The following is a 23,843-nucleotide window of genomic DNA, read 5'->3' as shown; positions in this document are numbered from 1 at the left end:
AGGGCCTGGTCTGTGTTGAAGCTGGGCGCTCTGGAGTTACTTCCACTCGCGGATGTCGACGAAGTGGCCAGCGATCGCCGCCGCCGCCGCCATCGCCGGCGACACCAGATGGGTGCGGCCCTTGAAACCCTGCCGGCCCTCGAAATTGCGGTTCGAGGTGGAGGCGCAGCGCTCATGCGGCTTCAGCCGGTCGTCATTCATGGCCAGGCACATCGAGCAGCCCGGCTCGCGCCAGTCAAAGCCGGCGGCGACGAAGATCTTGTCGAGGCCTTCGGCTTCCGCCTGTTCCTTGACCAGGCCAGAGCCCGGCACGATCATCGCATCGACATGCGGGCTGACCGTCTTGCCTTCGACCACTTTGGCGACGGCGCGCAGATCCTCGATGCGGCCATTGGTGCAGGAACCGATGAAGACGCGGTCGAGCGTGATGTCGGTGATCTTGGTCCCCGGCGTCAGACCCATATAGTCGAGCGCACGCTGCTTGGAGGTGCGCTTGTTCTCATCGGTGATGTCGTCCGGGTTCGGCACGATGCCTTGCACCGAGACAACGTCCTCGGGCGACGAGCCCCAGGAGACGATCGGCGGCAGCTTGGCCGCGTCGAGCACGATCACCTTGTCGAAATGCGCGCCCTCGTCGGACTGCAGCGTCTTCCAATATTCGAGTGCCGCATCCCAGGCCGCGCCCTTCGGAGCGCGCGGCTTGTCCTTGACATAGGCGAAGGTCGTCTCGTCGGCTGCGATCAGGCCGGCGCGCGCGCCGCCTTCGATCGACATGTTGCAGATCGTCATGCGGCCTTCCATCGACAGCGCACGGATCGCCTCGCCGGCATATTCGATGACATAACCGGTACCGCCGGCAGTGCCGATCTCGCCGATGATGGCCAGGATGATGTCCTTGGCGGTGACACCTTCCGGCAACTGGCCGTCGACACGCACCAGCATATTCTTGGCCTTGCGCTGGATCAGCGTCTGCGTCGCCAGAACATGCTCGACCTCAGACGTGCCGATGCCATGCGCCAGCGCGCCGAAGGCGCCGTGGGTCGAGGTGTGGCTATCGCCGCAGACGATGGTCATGCCGGGCAAGGTAAAGCCCTGCTCGGGGCCGATGATGTGGACGATGCCCTGGCGGATATCGTTCTCGGAGTAATATTCGACGCCGAAATCCTTGGCGTTTTTGGCTAGCGCCTCGACCTGGATGCGGCTTTCCTCGTTCTTGATGCCGAACTTGCGCTCGGGCGAGGTCGAGACATTGTGATCGACCACGGCCAGCGTCTTTTCCGGATGCCGGACTTTTCTGCCGGTCATGCGCAGGCCCTCGAAGGCCTGCGGGCTGGTCACTTCATGGACGAGGTGGCGGTCGATGTAGAGCAGGCAGGTGCCGTCGTCCTGGCGGTCGACGACATGGTCGTCGAAAATCTTGTCGTAGAGGGTGCGCGGTGCGCTCATGTGCGTAAATCCGTCGATATGAGAATGGGAAAGAGCAGACGCCTGACTTTCGGCCCGGCGAAACGACCTGGATAGGTCGGCCTAGGTAAGTCGGCTGGTCAGCGCCCCGGACACGCGCGCGGAGAAGCGCGACGGCAGGCGTTTCCTGTCCTGCAGCACGAACCCCTTGTAGGCCGGATCGCCAAAAAGCTCTTCCATGGCGTGGCTCATACCAATGTTTTGGGTTTTCGGCAATTGCGGCGTTCAGCGCCGAGACGGTTGAGGGGTGTTGGACGGAGTGCTGGCGGTGCCAAGCTGGAACACCCCTCATCCGACCTCGCTTCGCGGGGCCACCTTCTCCCGCAAGGGGAGAAGGGAAGTGGGGTCACAACACTTCAAACACAAAGGTCTTCACCAGCGCGTCAGGCTCGGCGATGGCGTAACACCTAAACCAAGAGCTTTCCTCGACCGGGCGCCATTTCCTCGCCTGCTCCAGTTCGTCGAACACTGCCTGGAAGCCGCCGCTTTCGAACACCTGGTCGCGCACGGTGAAGATGGCATGGCCGCCCTCGCGGGTGATGCGCACCAACTCGTGCAGGCCCGATGCCGGCGCATGGCTGATGGTGAACACGCCGGTCGAAAAGAAGGCGCGGAAATACCCGTCCGGCCATGGCAGCTTCCCGCCCAGCATCGCCTGTTTCAGCTCGCTGTAGGCATTGCGGCTGCCGGCGATCTTCAGCATGTCGTCGGAAAGGTCGAGCCCGGCAATGTCGCGGTAGCCGAGCGCCTTCAGCGACGGACCTGACAGGCCGGTGCCGCAGCCGGCATCGAGCAATGGTCCATCGCCCGCCGGCACATGCCGCGCTACCCAGGCGGTGATCAGGAACGGCAGGAGATAACCGAGCGAGGCGGTCTCGCTGTCATAGGTCGCGGCCCATGCGGCATAGGCCTCTTCAAGCGCTTCCGGCGTGTCGGCCGTATAGACGGAATCCAGCGCCGCGTTGGCTTTATCGACGATCATGGGATCTCCTCAACGAGAATGCTCAGGGATCGTAACGCTGTCTTCGCCGAAAAACTATTCCTCGTGCTGACGGCGTAGCCGCCGTTCCAGCGCCCGCAGCGCCAGCGACAGGCCGACGGTCAGGATGAGATAGATATAGGCGACGATCGAATAGGTCTCGAAGAAGCGGAACGAACCGGCGGCATAGACCTTGCCCATCTGCGTGATGTCGGCGACGCCGAGCACCGAGACCAGCGAGGAATCCTTGACCAGAGCGACGAAATCATTGCCGAGCGGCGGCAGGATGGTGCGGATCGCTTGCGGGAACACGATCAGCCGGAAGCGTTGCGCCCGGCTCAGCCCGAGCGCCTTCGCCGCTTCGATCTGGCCCTTCTCCACCGCCTGGATGCCGGCCCGGAAAACCTCCGAGATGAAGGCCGAATAGCCGATGGTCAGCGCCATGATGGCGCGCCACAACAGCGACACGTCGCGCACCAGCAACTCGCCGAACAGGCCGGCGCTTTGCAGCGGCGCGGTCAGCGCGTTCCAGGCCGCGACGAAGGCCGGCGCACCGGCAAAGGCGATCCAGAATAGAAGCACCAGGATCGGCACGCCGCGGATGATCTCGACATAGAAGCGAGCGATCTGCCGCAGCCAGCGCGAGCCGGACATTCCCATCAGCGCGATGCCGAGCCCAATGGCTGACGCCAGCACAAAGGCGATCACGGTAACGAAGATGGTGATGCCGATGCCCTTGGCGACCGTGGCGAAAACCTGGGCGTAGAGGTTGCTGGTGGCGACGAAGACGGCCACCGCGACCGCGATGGCTATGGCAACGACGAGCCACCAGGGGAAGTCGGCTTTGGAGGTGGAAGCGGGGGGCATCAATGCCCAACGCTGGTGAGCAGCTGCCTTCTTGTCAACCACCCCTGTTCATTGGCGTTTGCGATTAGCGAAACCCGTAGCGACAACAGGGCCTATTGCCCCATCTTGTAGTCAAGAAACCACTTCTTGTTGAGCGCATCGAGGGTGCCGTCGGCCTTGAGCGACGCGATCGCCGCGTTGACCGGCTTGACCAGATCCGAACCCTTCGGGAAGATAAAACCAAAATCCTCGGTGCCGAGCGGTCCGCCGATCAGCTTCAGCTTGCCTTCGGAGGCATCGACATAGCCCTTGCCGGCGGTGCCGTCGGTCAGCACGACATCGACGTCGCCGGACTTCAGCGCCTGCACCGTCGCGCCGAAGGTCTCGAACAGCTTGATGCGCGGGTTCTGCTCATTGCCGTCGAGCACGCTGTAGACGGCGGTGTAGAAGGGCGTCGTGCCGGCCTGCGCGCCGATCAGCCCATCCTTGAAGGCGCCGAAGGTCTTGGCGTCGGTGAAGCGGCTCTCGTCGCCGCGCACCAGCATGAACTGTTCCGAGCGCATATAGGGGTCGGAGAAATCGACCTTCTCCTTGCGGTCGTCCTTGATGGTGATGCCCGTCATGCCGATGTTGTACTGGTTGTCGGAAACCGCCTGGATCATCGCATCCCAGGATGTGTTCTGGTACTCGACGGCAAAATTCAGCCGCTTGGCGATTTCGTTCATCGCATCATATTCCCAGCCGATCTGCTTGCCGGTCTTGGCATCGATGAACTGCAGCGGCGGATAGGCGTTTTCGGTGACCACCACCACCTTCTTGCCGCCGAGGTCGGGCAAAGCCTGCGCGAAGGCGGCAACGGGTGCCAGAACGAGGGCAAGCAGGCTTGCCAGCAGCAGTTTCGATTTGGTCATGACACACTCCCCGGAAATTGAAGGACCCAGACATGGCCGGGCTTGTAGGAAAATCCGGCGCCGACTTTAGCTTTCCGCAAGCGTCATGCAAGACGGTGCGCTGCGTCAGCGCACGTGAAAACGGATTCCGATGCCTGCAATCCCGGGATTCCAGGACGATCCTTGCGATCCGCCGTCAATCGCGGACCGGCGCCGCGGCGCTGGCTTCACGCAAACCGTCGATCAGTCGGGTCAAGGTATGATGCAGGGATTTCAGCTCGTCGCCATCGAGCGGCGAATGGCACCGCATCGCGGCAGACACCGCTTTCGCGCCCTCGCGCAGCGCCCGGCCCTGCTGTGTCGGTTCGACCAGCACGCGGCGTTCGTCGGCGGCATCGCGCCGGCGCGTCACCAGGCCATTGCCTTCCAGGCGCTTGAGCAGTGGCGTCAGCGTTGCCGAATCGAGCCCCAGCGCATCGCCGAGGTCGCCAACGGTGCGCGGTGCATGCTCCCACAGCGCCAGCATGGTCAGATATTGCGGATAGGTCAGGCCGAGCGGCTCGAGCAGCGGCCGGTAGAGCCGCGTCATCAGCCCGCTTGCCGAATAGAGCGCGAAGCACAGATGCTGGTCGAGCTTCGGTATCCCGGCGAAATCCGCCGGGACATCGATGACATCGCTTGTCTGCTTCGTGGTCATGCTGCCTTTGCCGGAAGTGCCCTGGCCGAAAGCGCCACTTCAATGTTGCCTTTGATGGCGTTGGAATAGGGGCAAATCTGGTGCGCCGCCGATACAAGCGCTTCCGTCGCCGCCTGATCAAGACCTTTCGTTTCCGCCGAAAGCGAAACGCCAAGCACAAATCCGCCCTGCGCATTGGTGTGCAGGCTGACATTGGCCGTCACCGAAGCATCCTGCAAGGGCAGCTTCTGCTTGCCGGCGATGAAGCGCATTGCGCTTTCGAAACAGGCGGCATAGCCGGCGGCGAACAGTTGCTCGGGATTGGTCGCGCCGCCCTTGCCGCCCAGTTCCTTCGGCATGGCAAGGTCGAGGCTGAGCAGGCCATCGTCACTCTGGACATGGCCGGCGCGGCCGCCGACGGCGCGGGCTTGGGTGGAATACAATGCAGGCATTACGCTTCTCCATTTAAATAGCACACGATTATTTAGTGTACGATATTAATGGAGTCAATCACCGATTTCCTGCCAAACCCTTCCGGAAACGAAAAAAGGCGGCCGAAGCCGCCTTTTTGAACATGCTCGTCGAAAACCTTATTCGGCAGTGGCTGCTTCCGCTGCCTTGGCGGCTTCGGCTGCCTCGGCGGCGGCCTTCTTCTCGGCGGCGTCCTGGGCGGCCTTCTCGACGGCCAGAGCCTCGGCGGCTGCCACCTTCTCGGCCTCGATGCGGGCCTTCTCGGCGTTCAGCGCATCGCGCTCCTCGTCGTTCAGCTTGCGGGCGCGCACGCCGGTGTTTTCCGAAATACGGGCCGACTTGCCGCGACGATCGCGCAGATAATAGAGCTTGGCGCGGCGCACCTTGCCACGGCGAACGATCTCGACGCCTTCGACCATCGGCGAGTAGACCGGGAACACGCGCTCGACGCCTTCGCCGTAGGAGATCTTGCGAACGGTGAAGTTCTCCTGGAAGCCGGCGCCGGCGCGGGCGATGACGACGCCCTCATAGGCCTGGACGCGGGTGCGGGTGCCTTCGGTCACGCGGACCAGGACGCGCACGGTATCGCCGGGCTGGAATTCGGGAAGCTTGCGCTTGGCTTCGATCTTGGCGGCCTGTTCGGCCTCGAGCTGACGGAGGATATCCATCTCAAAAATCCACTTCTTGTTCTTCCGACAGTCAGAGCGTCCGACACTCGCCTTGCAGTTCCAATGACCGCTCGGCTATGCCCTCTGTCTCCAAGACATTTGTCTTTGAAACATCGGGCAGGGGCGACTACACCGTCATTGTTGACGGGTCCGGCAGATTCTTTCTGGCCGGTACGGGCGGGCACATACAGCTATTTCGCCGCTTTGTCACGCCTTGGCCGCGCATTTTCTGCTTGCATGGCACCATCGTAATCTTGCCGTGCCGGGTTGCGCCGCTCGTTCAGGCTTCCTAAGCCTGAAATAGCACAGTTTTGAGCGGCCGCATTCCATGTCTGTCTTCGACGCAATCCTGCTTTTTCTGGCGGGCTTTCTGTCAGGCGCCGCCAATGCGGTCGCCGGTGGCGGCACCTTCATCACCTTCGGCGCCATGACACTGGTCGGCCTGCCGCCTATCGTCGCCAACGCCACCTCCTCCGTGACACAGTTTCCAGGCTACATCACCTCGACACTCGCCTACTCGGCCGACATCAGGCATTTCTGGCGCGGCGCGCTGCTGCTGTGCCTGATCTCGGCGGTGGGCGCGCTGGCCGGCGCGCTGATCCTGCTGGCGCTCGACAATCCCTCGTTTCGCGCCTTGGTGCCGTGGCTGCTGTTGGGCGCAACCGCATTGTTTGCAGCCGGACCCTGGCTGAAGCCGGCGCCAAAACCCGGCCATGAAGCGGCGGTGGGTTCGCTGGCCGGTTCGCTGGCGCAGTTCGTCACGGCCATCTATGGCGGCTTCTTCGGAGCCGGCATGGGCGTGATGATGCTGGCGACGCTCGGACTGACGCAAGCCGGCGACTACCACCGGCTGAACGCTTTGAAGAACATGCTGGCCATGGTCATCGCCGCTGTCGCGATCGTCGTCTTCGTCTCGGGTGGCGTCGTCGCCTGGCCGCAGGCGATCATCATGATCCCGGGCGGCGCGCTGGGCGGCTATGCCGGCGTCTGGATCGCCAAGCGCGTGCCACAGAACGCGGTGCGCGGCTTTGTCGTCGCCGTCGGCCTGTTCCTCGCCTTCTACTATTTTGCCAAGGGGTGAGCAGCGGCAAGCAGGTCCGGACGCCTCTCGGCTGTCAGTCTCTCTGACTCCGCGCGCCGCCACGCGGCGATCTTCTTGTGATTGCCGGAAATCAGCACCTCAGGAATCTCGCGCCCCTCGAATTCCTGCGGCCTTGTATAGTGCGGGTGTTCGAGCAGGCCGTTTTCGAAACTCTCTTCTTCGCCCGATACAGCGTTGCCCATCACGCCGGGCAACAGCCGCACCACCGCATCGAGCAGCACAAGCGCCGCCGGCTCACCGCCCGAGAGGATGAAATCGCCGATGGAGACTTCCTCTAATCCTCGCGCGTCGATCACCCGCTGGTCGACGCCTTCGAAGCGACCGCACAGGATGACGGCGCCAGGCCCTGCGGCCAGTTCGCGCACACGCGCCTGGTTCAGCGGCTTGCCGCGCGGGCTCATCAGCAGCCGCGGCCGCGGGTCGCCTTCCGGCGAAGCATGGTCGATGGCTTTCGCCAGAACATCGGCGCGCATCACCATGCCGGCGCCGCCGCCGGCCGGTGTGTCGTCGACGGTGCGATGGCGGTCGGTGGCGAAGTCACGGATCTGGACCGCCTGCAGCGACCATGTGCCGGCCTCGAGCGCCCGCCCGGCCAACGACAGGCCCAGCGCGCCGGGAAACATCTCCGGATAAAGCGTCAGCACGCAAGCCGAAAAACTCACCGGTTGCCCCCGGCATCGCTCGGTCCGCGCGGCCTGCCCTTCGGGTCGAAGTCTTCCTCGCGCGGGCCATCACCATCCTCGTCGTCGACCAGCCCGGCCGCCGCCGGATCGACGCGGACGAAACCCTCGGCGATCGACACTTGTGGTACTGCGGCTTGCGTGAACGGGATCAGCACGCCCTTGCGCCCGCCCAATGTCACATCGAGAATGTCGCCACCGCCGAAATTGTGCACGGCGACGACCTTGCCGAGCGCGGCACCCGTGTCGTCCCGGACTTCGAGGCCGACGAGGTCGGCATGGTAGAATTCGTCTTCTTCGCCGTCGTCCGGCAGCATCGAACGGTCGACGAACAGCTCCGTGCCGGCCAGCGCCTCGGCCGCATTGCGGTCGGCAACGCCCTTGAAGCGGACCACGACGACGGTGTTGGCGGGCCTGATGTCGATGATCTGGAAGGCACGGCCGTCCCTGGAATAGAGCGGGCCGTAATCGGCCAGCGCCAGCGGCTCACCGGTGAAGGTCTTCACCCGCAATTCGCCCTTGATGCCGTGGGCGGCGCCGATCACGGCCATCTGGACAGGGTTCTGGGGCTTGCTCATGGCGCGACATCCTTTGGCTTTGCTCTAACGCTCCCCGATTGTCATTTCAATGACGCGCTCTTCACCGCTTCCTAACCCGGCTGCCGGAAAATGGCCGGGCATGCATGAAACAAAGGTCGAAAGCACGCCATGCAGGAATTCCTAATCCCCGCCAAACCCGATCTCCAAGCGGCACGCGAAAGCTGGCTGAAGATGCTCGCGCGAGAACGTCGGCTGTCACCTGAGACGGTGGAAGCCTATGAGCGCGACACGCGCCAGTTCCTGCATTTCCTCACCGGCCATTGCGGCGGCTCGCCCGGCATTTCGGACATCGCCAATCTGCGCCCGGCCGATCTGCGCGGCTTCCTCGCCGCCCGCCGCAACGCCGGTGCCGGTGCCCGCACGCTCGGCCGCGGCCTGGCCGGCATCCGCTCGCTGCTGCGTTTCCTCGAACGGCGCGGCCTTGCCAATGCAGCGGGTGCGGCAGCACTTCGCGCGCCGCGCCAGCCCAAATCGCTGCCCAAGCCGCTGACGGCAAGCGATGCCAAGCATATCGTTTCCATCGAGGGCCAATTGGCGGAAGAACCCTGGATCGCTGCCCGCAACGCCGCCGTACTGACGCTGCTCTACGGCTCCGGCCTGCGCATTTCCGAGGCACTCGGCCTCGCCGGCGCCGATCTGGCTTCGGCGGCCGACACCGTGCTGCGCGTTACCGGCAAGGGCGGCAAGACGCGGCTGGTGCCGGTGCTGCCGGTGGCGCTGCGGGCCATTGCTGAATACCGCCGGCTCTGCCCCTATCACCTCGACCCGAAAGGCCTATTGTTTCGCGGTGCGCGCGGCGGCCCGCTCAATCCGGCCATCGTCCAGCGCGACATGGCCAAACTGCGCTCGGCGCTCAACCTGCCCGATACCGCGACGCCGCATGCCTTGCGCCATTCCTTCGCTACGCATCTGCTCGGCCGCGGCGGCGATTTGCGCACCATCCAGGAGCTTCTCGGCCACGCCAGCCTGTCGACGACCCAGATCTACACCGGCGTCGACACCGCGAGGCTGCTCGAGATTTACGAGTCGGCGCATCCGCGGGCGTGAAGTATCCGGGATTGGACGAAGCCTCTCAGCTTCGTCATCCTAGGGCGAAGCAGGAGCGAAGCTCCGTCGCGCAGACCCTAGGATCCATGCCGTGACCTTAGCCGAAGAGTGCAGCGGAGCAGAGTTCTACACCGTGGCGTCGCTCAGAAGTCGCGGCATGGATCCTCGGGTCTGCGCTGCGTCGCTACGCTCCTTGCTCCGCCCGTGGATGACGAAGAGATGGGCGTTTCCGCTAATTCCCAACGACATTCCATCCATCCACGTAGGCGACTGATCAATAGCTAAATCAATAGCTACTGCGCCTGAACACCGAAACCAGTCCAAGACAATTTCGCAGTGCCGGTTAACCGTTTTGCCGCTTTTCGGTCCTAAGAAAGGACCATGAAACGCGTCATTGCCATCGCCGACCGCGCAGCGTCCGTATCGCTGAAGCTGCTTGTTGCGCTCAACGTCCTGTTTTTCCTGTCTTTCCTCGCTGTCTTGCTGTTCGCGGCCGGCAGGGCTCATGCCGAAATCCCGACCTGCACCGGCGCAGACATGCTGTCGGCCCTGCAGAAGAACGATCCGGCGGCCTACCGCAAGATCGAGACGGAAGCAGCCGGGACGCCGAACGGCAAGGGCTTGTTGTGGAAGCTGGAAAAGCCGGGCGAAAGGCCGTCCTTCCTGTTCGGCACCATGCACATGACCGACCCGCGCGTCACCACCCTGCCGCCGGACGCGCAGAAAGCCTATGACGCCGCCGGCACCATCGTCATCGAAACCACCGACGTGCTCGACAAGCAGAAGATGATGGTCGCGATGCTTAAAGAGCCGGACCTGATGATGTTCACCGATAGCACGACGCTGGCATCGTTGCTGTCGCCGGACGATGCGGCGGCCATGAACACCGCACTCGACGCGCGCGGTATCCCACCGGCAAGCGTTGCCAAGATGAAGCCGTGGATGCTGTCGGCCATGATGGCACTGCCGGCCTGCGAACTCGCCCGCCAATCCGGCGGCGCACCGGTGCTCGACGTCAAGCTGGCGGAGGGAGCAAAGGCTGCCGGCAAGCCGGTGGAAGGATTGGAGACGGCTGAAAGCCAGCTGCGCGCCATGGCCTCGCTGCCACTAGCCTTTCACATGAAGGGCCTCGTCGACACGCTGAAGCTCGGCGACAAGGTCAACGACATCAACGAAACCATGATCGTGCTCTACCAGCGCGGCGACACCGGCATGTTCTGGCCGCTGTTTCGTGCCGCCATGCCAGAGGGGCAGGACGACCCCGCGGGCTATGCGGCGTTCGAGGAAACCATGATCACCAGCCGCAACAAGGTGATGGTCGAGCATGCCGGGCCGATCCTTGCCAGGGGCAATGCCTTCATGGCGGTCGGCGCCCTTCACCTTCCCGGTCCCGAAGGCCTGGTCGAGGATTTCCGCAAGGCCGGCTATACCGTCACACCTGTCGGACTCTAGCTTTACTTGGACAGGATCTGGGCCAGCATCGCCGGAACGACGATCCGGTGAAACGGCATGATGATCGCGAGATAGGTGCGCCCGAGCCAATTATGCGTCTTGACGATCGTCGTTGCGGCCACTTCCTGCCGGCCCATGCCGAGATCCCTGACTTCGACCAGGACCCGGAAATCGAGATGCCAATCGTCGAGGCCAAGCACGACCTTGCCGGGAAGCTGGCTGAGGAGCGGAAATATCCCGATCTTTCCGGCCGGCAACACGGCAGGTTCCAGGCCCGTCTTCAGCCGGAATGGCCTGACGGCAAGATTGCGCAGTGCTATGAGCCTGCCGACCCAGCGCGGCGTTTGCCCCAAAGCCCGTTCGGCGGCGCCGAGAGCGGTCAATGAAAGACCTTCGGTGACCAGCAGATAGCGGTCGGCGAACTGGGCGCCGGCAAGAGCGTCGTGGGGATTCGGGACAATCTGCGCTGTGGAATTCATCGCGGCAAAATCCTCTGAATCGACCGTAGCAGGCACGGGCTTGGCGCGCTGCGTGGCGAAACGACGCCATTCCGGCCGCGGAAAGGCAGGATTGCCCTTGTTTTTGGCGTTTTCCAACCCTAGCGTGAAACCAGTTCAATGATTGCGCGTTGAATGGTGTTGATTGATATTTTTCATCCACGGAGGACACTTTTATGGCGAACGCACCGAATCCAAACGACCCGTTCAATTCGTCCACCAACGCTCCACGGCCAAGTAGCGGCGGCGGCGGTAGTGGTTGGCTGATTGCACTGGTCGTCGTTATTCTGGCGGTTGTCGCGTATTATGTTTTCGGAAGAAGTGGTGAGCATCCGGCACCAGCCGAGCCGCCGGCAGCCAGCACACCGGCCCCCGCGCCCGCACCGGCAGAACCGATGAAGCCGGCCGAACCTGCGCCAGCACCTGCTCCGGCCCCAGCTCCGGCTCCGGCCCCTGCACCAGCGCCCGCACCGGCCCCAGCGCCTGCGCCGGCACCTGCACCGGCCAACTGATCGGCTCGATATCAAATACGAACGGCCCGCTGAAAGCGGGCCGTTTTGTTTTGGGCGATGTCGCTACGTTCGTCATCCTCGGCTTGACCCGAGGATGACGAAGCGTTGGTTGGCTTTAGATGTGGATTGGCTTGAAGAACGTCGCCAGCGCCGCCTCCTTGACCGCTTCCGACATCGTCGGATGCGCGTGGCAGGTGCGGGCGAGATCCTCGGACGAGCCGCCGAATTCCATCAGCACAGCTGCCTCGTGGATCATCTCGCCGGCGCCGAAGCCGACGATATGCACGCCGAGCACGCGGTCGCTCGTCTTGTCGGCGAGGATTTTCACAAAACCGTCGGTGTGCAGCATGGCGCGCGCCCGGCCATTGGCGCTGAACGGGAATTTTCCGACCTTGTAGTCGATGCCGGTCTTCTTCAATTCTTCCTCGGTCTTGCCGACCGAGGCGATTTCCGGGCTGGTGTAGACGACGCTGGGAATGACGTCATAGTTCACATGGCCGGCCTGGCCGGCGATGGTTTCCGCCACCGCCACACCCTCGTCCTCGGCCTTGTGGGCCAGCATCGGCCCGGCGATGACATCGCCGATCGCATAGATGCCGGGGACGTTGGTCCTGAGGTGGCCATCCGTCTTGACCCGGCCGCGTTCGTCGACCTCGACGCCGGCTTCTTTCAGGCCGAGGCTGTCAGCATAGGCGCGGCGGCCGGTGGCAATCAGCACGGCATCGGCCTCGATGGTCTCGGCGGCCCCGCCCTTGACCGGCTCGAAGGTGACGATGGCACCCTTCTTGGCCTTGGCGACGCCGGTGACCTTGGCGCCGAGCTTGAACTCGAAACCCTGTTTCGACAAAAGCCGCTGGAACTGCTTGGAAACCTCGCCGTCCATGCCGCCGAGGATGGTGTCGAGGAACTCGACCACGGTGACCTTGGCGCCGAGCCGCGCCCACACCGAGCCAAGCTCGAGCCCGATGACACCGCCGCCGACCACCACCAGATGGCTGGGAACCTTGTCCAGCGACAGCGCGCCGGTCGACGACACGATCACCTTCTCGTCGATATCGACCTTGACGCCGGGAATACCGGCGACGTCCGAGCCGGTGGCGATGACGATGTTCTTGGTCTCGATTTCCTCGATCTTGCCGTCCTCGCCGGTCACCGAGACCTTGCCGGCGGCGATCACCTTGCCGGTGCCGCGAAAGCTGTCGATCTTGTTCTTCTTGAACAGGAAGGCGACGCCGTTGACGTTCGACGACACCGTCGCGTCCTTGTGCGCCATCATCTTCTTCAGGTTCAGCTTCGGCGCTGATATCTCGACGCCGAGCGTGTCGAAGGAATGACCGGCCTCGGCGAACATCTCGGAGGCATGGAGCAGCGCCTTCGACGGGATGCAGCCGATGTTCAGGCAGGTGCCGCCGAAGGTCGCGTTCTTCTCGACCACAGCAACCTTCAGCCCGAGCTGCGCTGCCTTGATGGCGCAGACATAACCGCCCGGTCCCGATCCGATGATAACGACGTCATAAGCCATGATACTGTCCTTCTGTTTGAGCATGATGCCGAAAAGTGTGACGCGGTTTTCGGATAACATCATGCTCGATCTGCTTGAGAGCGCTCAGCGGCCGCCGCTTACATTCAGGATCGCGCCCGTCGTATAGGACGCGGCGTCGGATAGAAGATAGAGAACCGCGCCCGCGACTTCATCAGCCGTGCCGGCTCTTTTCATCGGCAGTATGTCGCGGAACCGCTCTATCCTGTCCGGCTGCCCGCCAGAGGCATGGATCTCGGTGTCGATGAGGCCCGGCCGCACCGCATTGACGCGGATACCCTCAAGCGCCACCTCGCGGGCGAGCCCAATGGTGAAGGTGTCGATGGCGCCCTTCGAGGCGGCATAGTCGACATATTCGCCTGGCGAGCCCAGTGTCGCTGCCGCCGACGAGATGTTGACGATCGATCCGCCCTTGCCACCGTGGCGGGTCGACATGCGCTTGACCGCCTCACGGGCGCAGAGGAACGAGCCGACGACATTGATGCGCATCATGCGCTCCAGCCGCGCCACATCCATCTCGTCGACGCGCGCCTTGACGTCGACGATGCCAGCATTGTTGACGAAGGCATCGAGCCGGCCATAGGCGCGGTCGACAGCCTCGAACATGGCCACGATATCGGACTCAGCGCCGACATCGCCCTTGACGGCAAAAGCCTCGCCGCCGCCAGCCTTGATCTCGGTAACCAGTGCATTGGCGGCGTCCTGGTTCGAAGCGTAGTTGACCGCCACGCGATAGCTTGCCTTCGACCCGAGCCGGCAGATCGCAGCGCCGATGCCTCGGCTGCCGCCGGTGACCAGCAGCACCTTTTGCGTCCCGCTCATTCCTGGCATCCCTTCAAGGCAAACACATCCCACGGCACTTTCGAAAATCCGCTGCCGCCATAGGCGTTGGACTGCCGCAGCGACGGCCCGAGGTCCGGCAGGATCAGCGTCTTCGGCGCTTCGACACCTTCGGCCGGCAGCAGCCCGATATTGCCCTTGTCATCCGACGTGTAGATGACGCCATGCCAAGGCGTACAGGCGGCAAGCTCCTCGCCGGTGACGTCGCCCTCGGGGCATTTGTACATCAGCGCGCCGTTCGGCCGCGACACGCCCTCGTTCCACATGACGATGCCGTTGAGCACCACATTGTTGTCGAGGATCATGCGGAACGTGTTGGTGACGGTCGCCGAGGTTCTTGTCGGCGTGAAATCGATCTCGCTGCCGCTCTGGGTGTCGCCATAGACGGCAAGCTCGATCGGGCAGGCAGCATACGCTGTGGTGCTGGAGAACAGCGTTGCCAGCAAACCAGCCAGACATCTGATGGGGGGCGACGCGGCGCTTCGCATCAGGGTGACCTACTTGCTCTCGCGGCCATCGGCGTTTTCCAGCACGCCGAAATCGGTCAGCAGCAGCAACGGCTCGCCCGCTGCGTCCAGTCCCCAGAATGACGGATAAAATCCATCACCCCAGCCGCTCCAGAACATGGCGATGTTGAGCGGGTTGCCGGCAACCGGATGATGCATGACGAACCTGTCCTGGTTGGGTGCGAATTCGGCGGCCAGCACGTCGTCATAGTAATTCTCGTCGGCCTTGAGCTTGTCCTGTTCGGCCGACATCAGCGCCATCGCCGTCTTGTCCATGAACGAGCCAAGGCCGGCATCGACGGGATAGCCGAACATTTCGTCGTCCTTCAGCGTCGACACATCCTGGTCTGGCAAGGTCGCCAGTTCCCAGCGAACCGGCATACCAGGGCGAAAGCGAAGGAACGCAGCAGCCACACGGCCCTGCGCCTCGAATAGCGAAACCGGATAACTTCCGGGTTTGACCTTGCGGCTCAATGTTGGCCAGTCATCGCCTGTGACCAGAGGATCGCAGGCCATGATCTCGCCCGTCGGCAATTCGAGTTGGCCGATCGGGGTGACCGTTATCTTCCGCTCCGCCAATTGCGCGTCGCTAAGGGCAAAGATGCCGAGATTGCTGCTCACCTTTGCCGGATTCCATCCGGCGGCGATTGCCAGCGAAGGAACAGCAGTGGACAAGCCAAGCCAGAAAATGCCGCGCCGAAAAGTCCGCTGCGCGCCGCCCGCCGCCCGGCCCAGCTTGAGCCCGAACCGTTCCAGCCATCCGCTCACGGGACGGTCGGCCTTGCTCACAGATCGAGCACCAGCCGTTCCGGATCCTCCAGGCTTTCCTTGACGCGAACCAGGAAGGTCACGGCTTCCTTACCGTCGACGATGCGGTGATCGTAGCTCAGCGCCAGATACATCATCGGCCGGATGACGATCTGGCCGCCGACCACGACAGGCCGGTCCTGGATCTTGTGCATGCCGAGAATGCCCGACTGCGGAGCGTTGAGGATCGGCGTCGACATCAGCGACCCGTAAACGCCGCCGTTGGAAATCGTAAACGTGCCGCCCTGCATGTCCGCCACCGACAGTTTGCCGTCACGTGCGGCGATGCCCAGTCGGCCGATGTCCTTCTCGATCTCGGCGATCGACATCTGGTCGGCATCGCGCACCACCGGCACGACGAGGCCCTTCTCGGTGCCGACGGCGACGCCGATATGGGCATAGTTCTTGAAGATGATGTCGGTGCCGTCGATCTCGGCATTGACCGAGGGGATTTCCTTCAGCGCATGGGTCACGGCCTTGGTGAAGAAGCCCATGAAGCCGAGCTTCACGCCGTGCTTCTTCTCGAACACATCCTTGTATTTGGTGCGCAGCGCCATCACCGCTGACATGTCGACCTCGTTGAAGGTGGTCAGCATGGCGGCGGTCGACTGCGCTTCCTTGAGGCGGCGCGCGATGGTCTGGCGCAATTTGGTCATGCGCACGCGCTCCTCGCGCGACGCGTCGTCGCCCGAGGACGGCGCACGCACGGCAACCGGTGCGGCTTTCGGCGTCTCGGCCGGCTGCGACGGCGCGCCCTTGGAGATGGCGTCGAGCACGTCACCCTTCAGCACCTGGCCACGCTTGCCGGAACCGGAGAGTTGGTCGACCGAGAGATTGTTTTCGGCGATCAGCTTGGCTGCGGCCGGCGCCGGCGGCATGCTGCGCGGCTCGACCGCGCCGGCGTCGCCGGCGATCTTGGCGGTCTCGGCCGCGGCCTGCTTGCCGGTCGCTGCCGCATCAGGCGACGAAGCCTGCGACACCGCTTGCGGCTTGGTAGCAGGAGCCTCGCCACCCGCCGAAATCGATCCCAGCAAAGCGCCGACGCCGACCGTCTCGCCTTCCTTGACCGCGATCTCCGAAAGGATGCCGGCGGCGGCGGCGGGCACTTCCACCGTCACCTTGTCGGTCTCGAGTTCGACCAGCGGCTCGTCGGCGGCGATCGCGTCGCCGACCTTCTTGAACCATTTGCCGATGGTCGCTTCGGTGACGGATTCGCCGAGAGTAGGAACGCGGATTTCGGTAGCCATTGTGCCTGTCCGTTTTCTTTCGGTTCTGTTATTCGCCGAGCGCGTCTTCGAGCAAGGCGGCGAGCTGGGCGAGATGCTTCGACATCAGTCCGGTCGCCGGCGAGGCGGCAGCCGGACGGCCGGTGTAGCGCACCCGCTGATGCTTGGCGTCGATATGCGCCAGCACCCATTCCAGATACGGGTCGATGAACGACCAGGCGCCCATGTTCTTGGGCTCCTCCTGGCACCACACCATCTCGGCATTGCGGAAACGCGACAGTTCGGTGATCAGCGCCTTGGCCGGGAACGGATAGAGCTGTTCGACGCGCAGCAGATAGATATCGTTGATGCCGCGCTTCTCGCGCTCCTCGTAGAGGTCGTAATAGACCTTGCCCGAACACAGCACGACGCGGCGGATCTTGGAATCCTTGGTAAGCTTGATCGCCTGGTTGGGGAGCAGCTGGGCGTCATCCCAAAGCAGCCGGTGGAACGAGCTTTCGCCCGAAATTTCCGGCAGCGTCGACACCGCCCGCTTGTGGCGCAGCAGCGACTTCGGCGTCATCAGGATCAGCGGCTTGCGGAAGTCGCGCTTCAGCTGCCGGCGCAGGATGTGGAAGTAGTTGGCCGGCGTCGTGCAGTTGGCCACTTGCATGTTGTCTTCGGCGCAAAGCTGCAGGAAGCGTTCGAGCCGGGCCGAGGAATGTTCCGGACCCTGGCCTTCATAGCCATGCGGCAAGAGACAAACGAGGCCCGACATTCTGAGCCACTTGCGCTCGCCCGACGAGATGAATTGGTCGAACACCACTTGGGCGCCGTTAGCGAAGTCGCCGAACTGCGCTTCCCACAACGTCAGCGCCTTCGGCTCGGCAAGACTGTAGCCATATTCGAAACCGAGCACCGCCTCTTCCGACAGCATCGAGTTGATGACTTCGTAGCCCGCTTGAGCGGCAGACAGATTGTTGAGCGGGATGTAGCGGGTCTCGTCGCGCTGGTCGTAAAGCACGGAATGGCGCTGCGAGAAGGTGCCGCGTTCGGAATCCTGCCCCGAAAGGCGGATCGGATTGCCGTCGAGCAGGATGGCACCGAAGGCCAGCGCCTCGGCCGTCGACCAGTCGATGCCTTCGCCCGACTCGATCGCCTGGCGGCGGTTCTCGAGGAAGCGGATGATCGTCTTGTGCGCCTCGAAATCCTTCGGCACCTCGGTCAGCTTCTTGCCGATTTCCTTCAGCGTCTTGACCGGCACGGCGGTCTTGCCTCGCCGCTGTTCGTCCTGGTTGTCGGCCGTGCGCAGGCCCGACCAAGCGCCGTCGAGCCAGTCGGCCTTGTTGGGCTTGTAGTGCTGGCCGACTTCCCATTCGGATTCCAGATGCGCGCGCCAGTCGGCCTTCATCTGGTCGAACTCGGCCTGGGTGATGTGGCCCTCGGCAATCAGGCGGTCGGCATAGATCTGCACCGCCGTCTTGTGGGTGCGGATGTTGCGATACATGATCGGCTGGGTGAAGGCCGGTTCGTCGCCCTCATTGTGGCCGAAGCGGCGGTAGCAGAACATGTCGACCACAACAGGTTTGTGGAACTTCATGCGGAATTCGATCGCCACCTTGGTGGCGTGCACCACGGCTTCCGGGTCGTCGCCATTGACGTGGAAGATCGGCGCTTCGATCATCTTGGCGACGTCGGACGGATAGGGCGACGAGCGCGAGAAGCGCGGATTGGTGGTGAAACCGATCTGGTTGTTGATGATGAAATGCAGCGTGCCGGCGACGCGGTGGCCGCGCAGGCCGGACAGGCCGAGGATTTCGGCAATCACGCCCTGGCCGGCAAAGGCGGCATCGCCGTGCAGCAAGAGTGGCAGCACCTTGGCGCGCTCTTCCAGCGGCACGATTTCCTCGCGGCTGCGGCCGAACAGATAATCCTGCTTGGCGCGCGCCTTGCCCATCACCACCGGATCGACGATTTCCAGATGCGAGGGGTTGGCGGTCAGCGACAGATGCACCTTGTTGCCGTCGAACTCGCGGTCCGACGAGGCGCCGAGATGGTACTTGACGTCGCCCGAGCCTTCGACCTCGTCCGGGGCGGCCGAGCCGCCCTTGAACTCATGGAAGATGGCGCGGTGCGGCTTGGCCATCACCTGGGAGAGCACGTTCAGCCGGCCGCGATGCGCCATGCCGAGCACGATCTCCTTCATGCCGAGCTGGCCGCCGCGCTTGACGATCTGCTCCAGCGCCGGGATCAGCGCTTCACTGCCGTCGAGGCCGAAACGCTTGGTGCCCTTGTACTTGACGTCGATGAACTGTTCGAAGCCTTCGGCCTCGACCAGCTTCTGCAGGATCGCCTTCTTGCCGGTGGCGGTGAAGGTGATCTCCTTGTCAGCGCCCTCGATGCGCGCCTGGATCCAGGCCTTTTCCTCGGGATCGGAAATATGCATGAACTCGACGCCGAGCGTCGAGCAATAGGTGCGCGTCAGGATTTCCAGCATCTGCCGGATACTGCCGAATTCGAGCCCGAGGACATTGTCGAGGAAGATCGGCCGGTCGTAATCGACTTCGGTGAAGCCGTAATTTTCCGGCGACAGCTCGTTGTAGTCCTCGAGCGGCTTGGCGATGCCGAGCGGGTCGAGATTGGCGTGCAGATGGCCGCGCATGCGATAGGCACGGATCATCATGATCGCGCGCACCGAATCGCGCGTCGCCTGGTGCACGTCGGCGTCGGAGAGGACGATGCCGTTGGTGACCGCCTTGCCCTTGACCTTCTTTTCCAGATGCTTCTCGACGATGCCCCAATTGCCATCGAGCGCCGACACCAGCTCGCCATTGGCCTGCAGCGGCCAGGATGGCTTGGCCCATGAGGCGCCCTTGGCATTCTTGCGCACATCGCCGGCATCGTCCTTCAGCCCGGCGAAGAACTCCTGCCACTCGGGATTGACCGAGGCTGGATCGTCCTCATAGGCGGCGTAGAGCGCGTCGATGTAATCGGCATTGCCGCCATAGAGGAAAGAGGTGAGCGAAAACTGGTCGTTGGCCTGATCTTGTCTTGCCATTTTTGTCCGCGGAGCCTGGCTCCGTCTCCTGTTTTTGGAGGAGAGTAGGCAGTAGGGGAGTAAGGCAGTAGGGAAAGCAGCCGCGCTCGTCCCGTTCTTCCTATTCCCCTACTACCATACTGCCCTACTCCCTTACTGCCTTAACCCTTGATCGCCTCGACCAAGGTCGTGCCCAGCCTTGCCGGTGAGGGCGATACCTTGATGCCGGCCGATTCCATCGCAGCGATCTTGTCCTCGGCGCCGCCCTTGCCGCCGGAGATGACCGCGCCCGCATGACCCATGGTGCGGCCGGCCGGCGCCGTGCGCCCGGCGATGAAGCCGGCCATCGGCTTCTTGCGGCCACGCTTGGCTTCGTCCTTGAGGAACTGCGCGGCGTCTTCCTCGGCCGAACCGCCGATCTCGCCGATCATGATGATCGACTTGGTTTCGTCGTCGGCGAGGAACATCTCGAGCACGTCGATGAACTCGGTGCCCTTGACGGGGTCGCCGCCAATGCCGACGGCGGTGGTCTGGCCGAGGCCGACATTGGTGGTCTGGAACACTGCCTCATAGGTAAGTGTTCCCGAGCGTGAAACAACGCCGACCGAACCCTTGCGGAAGATGTTTCCGGGCATGATGCCGATCTTGCATTCGTTGGGCGTCAGCACGCCCGGGCAGTTCGGCCCGATCAGCCGCGAGGTCGAGCGATCGAGCCTGGCCTTGACCTTGATCATGTCCATCACCGGTATGCCTTCGGTGATGCAGATGATCAGCGGGATCTCGGCCTCGATTGCTTCGAGGATCGCTTCGGCGGCACCCGCCGGCGGCACATAGACGACGGACGCGTTGGCGCCGGTCTTTTCCTTGCCCTCGGCGACGGTGGCAAAGATCGGCAGGCTCTCGCCTTTCGAGCCGGTCCAGGTCTCGCCACCCTTCTTGGGATGGATGCCGCCGACCATTTTCGTGCCGTGATAGGCCAGCGCCTGCTCGGTATGGAATGTGCCGGTCTTGCCGGTCAGGCCCTGCACCAGCACCTTGGTGTTCTTGTCGACGAGGATGGACATGGGAGCCCTTTTCTAAAAACTGTTGATCGAGGAAGGCTGCGCGGTCACGGTCAGAGCCGCTTCAGATCGGCGACCGTGAGGTCGCTCTTGGCGTTGCCGGTGTTGAGCGTCGTCGCCGGCTCGAACATCAGCACGACAGGTTCTTCGCTGAGCGAGCGCGGGCGATGCTCGACGGCGCGCGGCACGACGATGAACTCGCCGCTGGAGAGCTCCACCGTGCCGTCGCGAAAATCGATGGCGATACGGCCGCGCAGCACGAGGAAGGCTTCGTCCTCATTGTCATGCGCGTGCCAGTCGAAGACGTCGCCGAATTTGGCGATCTTGACCTGAGACTCGTTGACGTCGCCGGCAATGTGCGGATCGAAGACCTTCTTGATCTTTTGATCCGCCGCCTCGACCAGGTTTATCTTGTGCGGAGGCACCAGATCAGCCCTTCACCGCCGCCACGATCTTCTTGGCCGCGTCGTCGAGATCATCGGCCGACACCACGTTGAGGCCGCTGTCGTTGATGATCTTCTTGCCGAGCTCGGCATTGGTGCCTTCCAGACGCACCACCAGCGGCACTTCCAGCCCGACTTCCTTGACCGCGGCAATGACGCCCTCGGCGATGATGTCGCACTTCATGATGCCGCCGAAGATGTTGATCAGGATGCCCTTTACCGCCGGGTCCCTGGTGATGATCTTGAACGCCGCCGTCACCTTCTCCTTGGACGCGCCACCGCCGACATCGAGGAAGTTGGCCGGTTCGGCGCCATAGAGCTTGATGATGTCCATCGTCGCCATGGCAAGGCCCGCGCCATTGACCATGCAGCCGATATTGCCGTCGAGGGCGACATAGGCGAGGTCGTATTTCGACGCCTCGATCTCCTTCTCGTCCTCTTCGGTGGTGTCGCGCAGTTCGAGCACGTCCGGGTGACGGAACAGCGCGTTGTTGTCGAACGACACTTTCGCATCGAGCACGCGCAGCCGGCCGTTCTTCATGACGATCAGCGGGTTGACCTCGAGCAGGCTCATATCCTTCTCGACAAAGGCCTTGTAGAGGATCGGGAACAGGGTGTTGCCGTCCTGTGCCGCGTCGCCGTCGAGCTTCAACGCGCCGTTGAGCGCCTTCAGATCGGTTGCAGTGACGCCTTTTTCCGGGTCGATGGCGACAGTGATGATCTTTTCCGGCGTATCATGCGCGACCGCCTCGATGTCCATGCCGCCTTCCGTCGAAACGACGAAGGCAACGCGGCCGACCGAGCGGTCGACCAGGATAGACAGATAGAGCTCGCGTTCGATGTCGGCGCCATCCTCGATGTAGAGGCGGTTGACCTGCTTGCCGGCCGGGCCGGTCTGCTTGGTCACCAGCGTGTTGCCGAGCATCTCGTTGGCGTTGGCAACGACTTCGGCCACCGACTTCGACAGCCTGACCCCACCCTTGGCATCGGGGCCGAGTTCAGTGAATTTGCCCTTGCCGCGGCCGCCGGCATGGATCTGGCTCTTCACCACATAGAGCGGACCCGGCAGCGCCTTGGCCGCGGCTTCCGCCTCGCTCGCCTTGAACACCGGCACACCTTCGGCCACTGGCGCGCCGAAAGACTTCAGCAGCGCCTTGCCCTGATACTCATGGATGTTCATCTGGATTTGCTCCGGTTCACTTCGAGGCGAGTTGCGGCGCGATCTTGACGCAGGCCTCGGTTAGGCCCTGCACCGTCGCCACCGAACTGTCGAACATCTTCTGCTCGGCCTTGTTGAGGTCGATCTCGATGATGCGCTCGACGCCACCGGCGCCGATCACCACGGGAACGCCGACATAGGTGTTCTTGACGCCATACTGGCCGGAGAGATACGCCGCGCAGGGCAGCACGCGCTTCTTGTCCTTGAGATAGGCCTCGGCCATCTGGATCGCGGAAGCGGCCGGCGCGTAATAGGCCGAGCCGGTCTTGAGCAGGCCGACGATCTCGGCGCCGCCGTCGCGGGTGCGCTGCACGATCTGGTCGAGCTTCTCCTTCGAGGTCCAGCCCATCTTGATGAGGTCGGGCAGCGGAATGCCTGATACCGTCGAATAGCGGATCATCGGCACCATGGAATCGCCGTGGCCGCCGAGCACGAAGGCGGTGACATCCTCGACCGAGACCTTGAATTCCTCGGCCAGGAAATAGCGGAAGCGCGCGCTGTCGAGCACGCCGGCCATGCCGACGACATGGCTCTTGGGCAGGCCGGAAAACTTCTGCAGCGCCCAGACCATGGCGTCGAGCGGGTTGGTGATGCAGATAACGAAGGCCTTCGGCGCGTATTTCTTCAGCCCGGCGCCGACCTGTTCCATGACCTTGAGGTTGATGCCCAAAAGGGCGTCGCGGCTCATGCCGGGCTTGCGCGGCACGCCGGCGGTGACGATGCAGACATCGGCACCCTCGATGCCGGCATAGTCGTTGACGCCGGTAAGCCTGGAGTCGAAGCCATCGACGGGCGACGACTGCGCGATATCGAGCCCCTTGCCCTGCGGGGTACCCTCGGCAATATCGAACAGCACCACGTCGCCGAGGTCCTTGAGGCCGATCATGTGGGCGAGCGTGCCGCCGATCATGCCAGAGCCGATGAGCGCTATTTTGTTGCGTGCCATGTGAGGATGTTTTCCCTTTGTCAGTGACGACGTCTCAAATCCTTAACGACTTGATGGCGGCGTCGAAGAAGAGGCCGGAATGCTGCGGGGGAACCGCGAATTTTCGCCGCACCCAATAGCCTTGGTGCGATATAAATTCAAACGATTATTTCGAGGCCAGCATTTTCAATCGGTTAGAGTGTTTGGGATTTACGTAAACGTCAAAGTTTGTAAGCCGACTTCTGGGAATTTACACAATGAGGATGAAGATCGTAAGGCAATACTCGGGTGATGACGCCCTTGTGATGCGGCACCAAATCTCCCCCTTGAGAGGGAGATGTCGCCAAAGGCGACAGAGGGGGTCGCCGCGCGTGAAG

At 63.0% G+C, this 23,843-nt stretch carries 24 protein-coding genes; 3 read left to right on the top strand and 21 right to left on the bottom strand.

What is annotated here, in order from left to right:
• Positions 1-36: 36 nt before the first annotated feature.
• The 7 genes from leuC to rplS form a co-directional block, all read right to left on the bottom strand.
• On the bottom strand, positions 37-1,446 hold the full coding sequence (gene leuC / locus C8D77_RS14475; protein WP_109663845.1) for a 3-isopropylmalate dehydratase large subunit: 1,410 nt from the start codon (positions 1,444-1,446) through the stop codon (positions 37-39).
• Positions 1,447-1,810: 364 nt separating this feature from the next.
• On the bottom strand, positions 1,811-2,446 hold the full coding sequence (locus C8D77_RS14465; protein ID WP_109663841.1) for a class I SAM-dependent DNA methyltransferase: 636 nt from the start codon (positions 2,444-2,446) through the stop codon (positions 1,811-1,813).
• A gap of 54 nt (positions 2,447-2,500) precedes the next feature.
• Entirely contained in the window at positions 2,501-3,310 is an 810-nt protein-coding gene (locus C8D77_RS14460; RefSeq protein ID WP_109663838.1) for an amino acid ABC transporter permease, read from the bottom strand.
• Between the two features lie 92 nt (positions 3,311-3,402).
• Positions 3,403-4,200, bottom strand: a complete 798-nt coding sequence (locus C8D77_RS14455) for a transporter substrate-binding domain-containing protein (RefSeq protein WP_109663835.1) — start codon at positions 4,198-4,200, stop codon at positions 3,403-3,405.
• A 175-nt stretch (positions 4,201-4,375) separates the two neighbouring features.
• A complete protein-coding gene (locus C8D77_RS14450) occupies positions 4,376-4,876 on the bottom strand; it encodes a MarR family winged helix-turn-helix transcriptional regulator (RefSeq protein ID WP_109663832.1) in 501 nt (166 codons plus the stop codon).
• A complete protein-coding gene (locus C8D77_RS14445) occupies positions 4,873-5,307 on the bottom strand; it encodes an organic hydroperoxide resistance protein (protein WP_109663829.1) in 435 nt (144 codons plus the stop codon). Before C8D77_RS14445 ends, C8D77_RS14450 begins: the two co-directional genes overlap by 4 nt.
• A 138-nt stretch (positions 5,308-5,445) precedes the next feature.
• Positions 5,446-5,994 carry a 50S ribosomal protein L19 gene (rplS, locus tag C8D77_RS14440; protein ID WP_109663826.1) on the bottom strand — a complete coding sequence of 183 codons (549 nt, stop codon included), beginning with the start codon at positions 5,992-5,994 and terminating at the stop codon, positions 5,446-5,448.
• Positions 5,995-6,322: 328 nt separating this feature from the next.
• On the opposite strand from rplS, the gene C8D77_RS14430 reads away from it, so the two are divergent.
• On the top strand, positions 6,323-7,075 hold the full coding sequence (locus C8D77_RS14430; protein ID WP_109663824.1) for a sulfite exporter TauE/SafE family protein: 753 nt from the start codon (positions 6,323-6,325) through the stop codon (positions 7,073-7,075).
• On the opposite strand, the gene trmD is transcribed toward C8D77_RS14430, so the two are convergent.
• Complete coding sequence (gene trmD / locus C8D77_RS14425) at positions 7,057-7,758, bottom strand: tRNA (guanosine(37)-N1)-methyltransferase TrmD (protein WP_109663821.1); 702 nt, start codon at positions 7,756-7,758, stop codon at positions 7,057-7,059. The genes C8D77_RS14430 and trmD overlap by 19 nt on opposite strands.
• Positions 7,755-8,354, bottom strand: a complete 600-nt coding sequence (rimM, locus tag C8D77_RS14420) for a ribosome maturation factor RimM (protein ID WP_109663818.1) — start codon at positions 8,352-8,354, stop codon at positions 7,755-7,757. Before rimM ends, trmD begins: the two co-directional genes overlap by 4 nt.
• A gap of 129 nt (positions 8,355-8,483) precedes the next feature.
• Between rimM and C8D77_RS14415 the strand changes: the two genes are divergently transcribed.
• Together C8D77_RS14415 and C8D77_RS14405 are read left to right on the top strand one after the other, a co-directional pair.
• Complete coding sequence (locus C8D77_RS14415; RefSeq protein ID WP_109663815.1) at positions 8,484-9,422, top strand: tyrosine recombinase XerC; 939 nt, start codon at positions 8,484-8,486, stop codon at positions 9,420-9,422.
• A 381-nt stretch (positions 9,423-9,803) separates the two neighbouring features.
• Positions 9,804-10,874: a TraB/GumN family protein gene (locus C8D77_RS14405; protein ID WP_109663806.1), complete on the top strand. Its 1,071-nt coding sequence runs from the start codon at positions 9,804-9,806 to the stop codon at positions 10,872-10,874.
• 2 nt (positions 10,875-10,876) lie between these two features.
• Here C8D77_RS14405 and C8D77_RS14400 read toward each other — a convergent pair whose 3' ends face one another.
• From C8D77_RS14400 to mdh, 12 genes are all read right to left on the bottom strand, one after another.
• Positions 10,877-11,353 (bottom strand): DUF2867 domain-containing protein, encoded by a 477-nt coding sequence (locus tag C8D77_RS14400; protein WP_164548533.1) that lies wholly within the window; start codon positions 11,351-11,353, stop codon positions 10,877-10,879.
• A gap of 300 nt (positions 11,354-11,653) precedes the next feature.
• Entirely contained in the window at positions 11,654-11,959 is a 306-nt protein-coding gene (locus C8D77_RS37615; protein ID WP_170136740.1) for a hypothetical protein, read from the bottom strand.
• A 39-nt stretch (positions 11,960-11,998) separates the two neighbouring features.
• Entirely contained in the window at positions 11,999-13,429 is a 1,431-nt protein-coding gene (gene lpdA / locus C8D77_RS14390; protein WP_109665348.1) for a dihydrolipoyl dehydrogenase, read from the bottom strand.
• A gap of 60 nt (positions 13,430-13,489) precedes the next feature.
• Positions 13,490-14,245, bottom strand: a complete 756-nt coding sequence (locus tag C8D77_RS14385) for an SDR family oxidoreductase (RefSeq protein ID WP_109663799.1) — start codon at positions 14,243-14,245, stop codon at positions 13,490-13,492.
• Entirely contained in the window at positions 14,242-14,751 is a 510-nt protein-coding gene (locus C8D77_RS14380; RefSeq protein ID WP_109663797.1) for a hypothetical protein, read from the bottom strand. The genes C8D77_RS14385 and C8D77_RS14380 overlap by 4 nt, the downstream gene beginning before the upstream one ends.
• Before the next feature lie 9 nt (positions 14,752-14,760).
• A complete protein-coding gene (locus tag C8D77_RS14375; protein WP_109665345.1) occupies positions 14,761-15,459 on the bottom strand; it encodes a DUF4241 domain-containing protein in 699 nt (232 codons plus the stop codon).
• 95 nt (positions 15,460-15,554) lie between these two features.
• Entirely contained in the window at positions 15,555-16,823 is a 1,269-nt protein-coding gene (gene odhB, locus C8D77_RS14370) for a 2-oxoglutarate dehydrogenase complex dihydrolipoyllysine-residue succinyltransferase (RefSeq protein WP_109663794.1), read from the bottom strand.
• A gap of 28 nt (positions 16,824-16,851) precedes the next feature.
• The gene (locus C8D77_RS14365; RefSeq protein WP_109663792.1) at positions 16,852-19,839 is read right to left on the bottom strand and encodes a 2-oxoglutarate dehydrogenase E1 component; all 2,988 of its coding nucleotides are present in this window, start codon (positions 19,837-19,839) and stop codon (positions 16,852-16,854) included.
• Positions 19,840-19,979: 140 nt separating this feature from the next.
• Positions 19,980-20,882 (bottom strand): succinate--CoA ligase subunit alpha, encoded by a 903-nt coding sequence (sucD, locus tag C8D77_RS14360; RefSeq protein ID WP_027042853.1) that lies wholly within the window; start codon positions 20,880-20,882, stop codon positions 19,980-19,982.
• 50 nt (positions 20,883-20,932) lie between these two features.
• Positions 20,933-21,304, bottom strand: coding sequence for a cupin domain-containing protein (locus C8D77_RS14355; RefSeq protein ID WP_057145194.1), 372 nt, complete (start codon positions 21,302-21,304; stop codon positions 20,933-20,935).
• A 4-nt stretch (positions 21,305-21,308) separates the two neighbouring features.
• Entirely contained in the window at positions 21,309-22,502 is a 1,194-nt protein-coding gene (gene sucC, locus C8D77_RS14350; RefSeq protein ID WP_109663789.1) for an ADP-forming succinate--CoA ligase subunit beta, read from the bottom strand.
• Between the two features lie 16 nt (positions 22,503-22,518).
• A complete protein-coding gene (mdh, locus tag C8D77_RS14345) occupies positions 22,519-23,487 on the bottom strand; it encodes a malate dehydrogenase (RefSeq protein WP_109663787.1) in 969 nt (322 codons plus the stop codon).
• Positions 23,488-23,843 lie beyond the last annotated feature (356 nt).

The sequence above is a fragment of the Mesorhizobium loti genome, assembly GCF_003148495.1.
Classification (GTDB): Bacteria; Pseudomonadota; Alphaproteobacteria; order Rhizobiales; family Rhizobiaceae; genus Mesorhizobium; species Mesorhizobium loti.
The sequence above is the reverse complement of the archived record's forward strand: the minus strand, read 5'-3'. Positions and strand labels throughout refer to the sequence as shown.

Excerpts from the sequence above, each read along its gene's own strand:
- leuC (WP_109663845.1), bottom strand. The coding sequence starts at position 1,446 with ATGAGCGCACCGCGCACCCTCTACGACAAGATTTTCGACGACCATGTC.
- C8D77_RS14465 (WP_109663841.1), bottom strand. The coding sequence starts at position 2,446 with ATGATCGTCGATAAAGCCAACGCGGCGCTGGATTCCGTCTATACGGCC.
- C8D77_RS14460 (WP_109663838.1), bottom strand. The coding sequence starts at position 3,310 with ATGCCCCCCGCTTCCACCTCCAAAGCCGACTTCCCCTGGTGGCTCGTC.
- C8D77_RS14455 (WP_109663835.1), bottom strand. The coding sequence starts at position 4,200 with ATGACCAAATCGAAACTGCTGCTGGCAAGCCTGCTTGCCCTCGTTCTG.
- C8D77_RS14450 (WP_109663832.1), bottom strand. The coding sequence starts at position 4,876 with ATGACCACGAAGCAGACAAGCGATGTCATCGATGTCCCGGCGGATTTC.
- C8D77_RS14445 (WP_109663829.1), bottom strand. The coding sequence starts at position 5,307 with ATGCCTGCATTGTATTCCACCCAAGCCCGCGCCGTCGGCGGCCGCGCC.
- rplS (WP_109663826.1), bottom strand. The coding sequence starts at position 5,994 with ATGGATATCCTCCGTCAGCTCGAGGCCGAACAGGCCGCCAAGATCGAA.
- C8D77_RS14430 (WP_109663824.1), top strand. The coding sequence starts at position 6,323 with ATGTCTGTCTTCGACGCAATCCTGCTTTTTCTGGCGGGCTTTCTGTCA.
- rimM (WP_109663818.1), bottom strand. The coding sequence starts at position 8,354 with ATGAGCAAGCCCCAGAACCCTGTCCAGATGGCCGTGATCGGCGCCGCC.
- C8D77_RS14415 (WP_109663815.1), top strand. The coding sequence starts at position 8,484 with ATGCAGGAATTCCTAATCCCCGCCAAACCCGATCTCCAAGCGGCACGC.
- C8D77_RS14405 (WP_109663806.1), top strand. The coding sequence starts at position 9,804 with ATGAAACGCGTCATTGCCATCGCCGACCGCGCAGCGTCCGTATCGCTG.
- C8D77_RS14400 (WP_164548533.1), bottom strand. The coding sequence starts at position 11,353 with ATGAATTCCACAGCGCAGATTGTCCCGAATCCCCACGACGCTCTTGCC.
- C8D77_RS37615 (WP_170136740.1), bottom strand. The coding sequence starts at position 11,959 with ATGACGAACGTAGCGACATCGCCCAAAACAAAACGGCCCGCTTTCAGC.
- lpdA (WP_109665348.1), bottom strand. The coding sequence starts at position 13,429 with ATGCTCAAACAGAAGGACAGTATCATGGCTTATGACGTCGTTATCATC.
- C8D77_RS14385 (WP_109663799.1), bottom strand. The coding sequence starts at position 14,245 with ATGAGCGGGACGCAAAAGGTGCTGCTGGTCACCGGCGGCAGCCGAGGC.
- C8D77_RS14380 (WP_109663797.1), bottom strand. The coding sequence starts at position 14,751 with ATGCGAAGCGCCGCGTCGCCCCCCATCAGATGTCTGGCTGGTTTGCTG.
- odhB (WP_109663794.1), bottom strand. The coding sequence starts at position 16,823 with ATGGCTACCGAAATCCGCGTTCCTACTCTCGGCGAATCCGTCACCGAA.
- C8D77_RS14365 (WP_109663792.1), bottom strand. The coding sequence starts at position 19,839 with ATGGCAAGACAAGATCAGGCCAACGACCAGTTTTCGCTCACCTCTTTC.
- sucD (WP_027042853.1), bottom strand. The coding sequence starts at position 20,882 with ATGTCCATCCTCGTCGACAAGAACACCAAGGTGCTGGTGCAGGGCCTG.
- sucC (WP_109663789.1), bottom strand. The coding sequence starts at position 22,502 with ATGAACATCCATGAGTATCAGGGCAAGGCGCTGCTGAAGTCTTTCGGC.
- mdh (WP_109663787.1), bottom strand. The coding sequence starts at position 23,487 with ATGGCACGCAACAAAATAGCGCTCATCGGCTCTGGCATGATCGGCGGC.